This is a genomic window from Achromobacter sp. Marseille-Q0513 (assembly GCF_018195695.1).
Classification (GTDB): domain Bacteria; phylum Pseudomonadota; class Gammaproteobacteria; order Burkholderiales; family Burkholderiaceae_B; genus Achromobacter.
Genome location: NZ_JAGTJY010000343.1, coordinates 1 through 2,273 on the forward strand (window position 1 = coordinate 1; position 2,273 = coordinate 2,273).

The following is a 2,273-nucleotide window of genomic DNA, read 5'->3' on the forward strand; positions in this document are numbered from 1 at the left end:
CCCCCTCCCTTTACGCATCACCCCTCCCCCTTCAAGCCTTCCACGCCATACCGCCGCGTGCGCACAAAGCGTGGTGTGTGGTTGGCCGTGAGGTGGATCGGGTGATGCACCTAACTAGGAACGACCATGGACAGATGGCACGGTGATGAGCAATACGAAGTCCTGACCGCAACCGTTCAGGATGTATGCGAGACGCTGGGCAATCCTGCGAGCTGGGACGCTGACCAGCACGATGCGCTGTGGTGGGCAAAGCGGCTGGCTGACGCGGATTTCTTCGCGAACCTGGATCTTGCGAATCAGGTTGCTGTCTTGTGCGCGGTGATGAACAGCAATAGCCAATGGGTGCTTCCGTTGCAGCGGGATATCAAGCACGCAATCAACATTGAACTAGAGGGCTGAAATGAAACGCCTGATCCTCACTCATTGGGAAGGTGCTGTGATGGCCCTCTTCCTGACCATCGCATTCGTCATGGGGGGAACGCTCGATAAGCCCACGATGACTGCACATGACGGCAGCACAAAGTACGCAAGCAAGGAATAGACATGAGCAGCGACGACGAAGACGCGGCTCTGGCACATCAACAGGAATTGGAACAGGAATACCGCTATGAGCGTACACAAGAAACTGATGGAAGCCAGATTGCGGCTGCAACAGGCCGAGCTGAAGAAGTCCGGACACAACAAGTTCGCGGGCTACTTCTACTTCGAACTGGGTGATTTCCTCCCCACTACGCAAGAGATCTTTCATAGCTTGGGTCTGTGCGGTGTGGTGAGCTTTACGGCTGATGTCGCCTCTCTCACCGTCGTGGATACCGATGGCGGCGGCGAGATCCTGTTCACGTCGCCCATGGGCAGCGCAAGCCTGAAGGGCTGCCACGAGGTGCAGAACATTGGTGCCGTTGAGACGTACCAGCGGCGATATCTCTGGGGTACCGCGATGGAGATCGTTGAGCATGACGCTCTTGACTCCAGCGAACCCGTAAAAGAACCCGGCACCGCAAACAAGTCTAAGCCGACTGACGGTGCGATGGAATCGCTTACATCCAAGGAGCGTCAACAAGTCCGCAAGATCGCAGACGCTATCCAGCAAGCGTATGTGTCTGATGACGCGTGGAAAGCCTACGAAGAATGGGACACCATTGAAGGCAGCGTGGAGTTCAAGACTGCAATCTGGAGCCTGCTTGACAGCAAATGCCGAGCAGCAATCAAGCAAATGAAAGAGCAAGCGCAGAGCGCGCCTGCGGAGGAATCGGCGTGAGCTACGACAACAGCGGGATCTTGTTCAAGAATGATCGGAAGATGCAGGACAACCACCCGGACTACAACGGGTCGCTGATCGTCAACGGCGTTGAATACTGGCTTTCTGCATGGATCAAGGAGGGGCAGAAGGGCAAGTTCATGAGCCTGTCTGTCAAACCGAAGGAAGAGAAGCCCCAGCCGAAGCAGAAGCCTGCCGCGCAAAGCCGACGGCCGGCCTATGGCGATGATGACCCACCGCCGTTTTGATTCCTAAATAGCCCACCCCCAGCGTCACCCCGGCTCCCCGCAATTTGGCGGGGCTGCCCTCCTATTGCCTGGAGATCCACATGCTGAATCTCGACTACGAAGACGACGAACACAGCGGTCCGAACCCTGTTGCGTGGTTCGTGCTGATCTTGACCGCAGAGGCAGCGCTGGGGCTGATTTGGATCTTTCGATCATCTATTTGGAGCCTGACATGACCCACATCCCCGATGGCTGGCAGCCCATCGAGACCGCGCCGAAGGACTCGCTCATTTTCGATGGATTGCATCACTACGGCACAAAGATCATCGTGTTCGATGGAAGCATCAATACGGTCCGCTGGTGGCGCATCGAGGACGATTCTGCGAGCAATTTCATCGACGAGGGCGGCAGAGCGATTTACCCCACGCACTGGATGCCACTGCCCGAAGCTCCCAGCGCTGAGCAAGACGCCGCGATCCGGAGCAACACAGGCGACTCTGCCCTGCTCTGCGCTGCGCGCGCCGTCGTTGCAGCAGATGATGCCCAGGCTCTCACGTCGCAGCTGATCAATGTGCTGCGCGCGGCGTGCGATGCGGCCGCAGTTGGCGATGCACGGGAAGCACATTTCGACCTATGGCAAGACGGCATGGTGGTGGCGTCGGCCAGTGGCCCAAGGGCGCAGGCCCTGCAAGAGATCCAGCACTATGCCGCCGTGTACAGCCAGGACGGCCCTGTGCAGATCGAGGAAGTCATCCGCATCCCGTTGAATGCCGCCCAGCAGGGCGAAG

The 2,273-nt window shown here is 58.0% G+C and carries 6 protein-coding genes; all 6 read left to right on the plus strand.

From position 1 onward, the window contains the following. The first annotated feature begins 126 nt into the window (after nt 1–126). On the plus strand, nt 127–399 hold the full coding sequence (locus KDH83_RS30435) for a hypothetical protein (protein ID WP_212322708.1): 273 nt from the start codon (nt 127–129) through the stop codon (nt 397–399). A gap of 1 nt (nt 400) precedes the next feature. Further along, nucleotides 401–541, plus strand: a complete 141-nt coding sequence (locus KDH83_RS30440; RefSeq protein WP_212322711.1) for a hypothetical protein — start codon at nt 401–403, stop codon at nt 539–541. Between the two features lie 66 nt (nt 542–607). Beyond that, the gene (locus KDH83_RS30445) at nt 608–1,258 is read left to right on the plus strand and encodes an ERF family protein (protein ID WP_212322713.1); all 651 of its coding nucleotides are present in this window, start codon (nt 608–610) and stop codon (nt 1,256–1,258) included. Further along, nucleotides 1,255–1,506 (plus strand): hypothetical protein, encoded by a 252-nt coding sequence (locus KDH83_RS30450; protein WP_212322715.1) that lies wholly within the window; start codon nt 1,255–1,257, stop codon nt 1,504–1,506. Before KDH83_RS30445 ends, KDH83_RS30450 begins: the two co-directional genes overlap by 4 nt. An 80-nt stretch (nt 1,507–1,586) precedes the next feature. After that, nucleotides 1,587–1,721, plus strand: coding sequence for a hypothetical protein (locus KDH83_RS32915; protein WP_283093861.1), 135 nt, complete (start codon nt 1,587–1,589; stop codon nt 1,719–1,721). Then, on the plus strand, nt 1,718–2,273 hold a 556-nt coding region (locus KDH83_RS30455), incomplete at its 3' end, for a DUF551 domain-containing protein (RefSeq protein WP_212322717.1). The genes KDH83_RS32915 and KDH83_RS30455, both read left to right, overlap by 4 nt.

What these genes read in the sequence shown, in the direction of transcription:
- KDH83_RS30435 (WP_212322708.1), top strand. Translation starts at nt 127, where the DNA reads ATGGACAGATGGCACGGTGATGAGCAATACGAAGTCCTGACCGCAACC.
- KDH83_RS32915 (WP_283093861.1), top strand. Translation starts at nt 1,587, where the DNA reads ATGCTGAATCTCGACTACGAAGACGACGAACACAGCGGTCCGAACCCT.
- KDH83_RS30440 (WP_212322711.1), top strand. Translation starts at nt 401, where the DNA reads ATGAAACGCCTGATCCTCACTCATTGGGAAGGTGCTGTGATGGCCCTC.
- KDH83_RS30445 (WP_212322713.1), top strand. Translation starts at nt 608, where the DNA reads ATGAGCGTACACAAGAAACTGATGGAAGCCAGATTGCGGCTGCAACAG.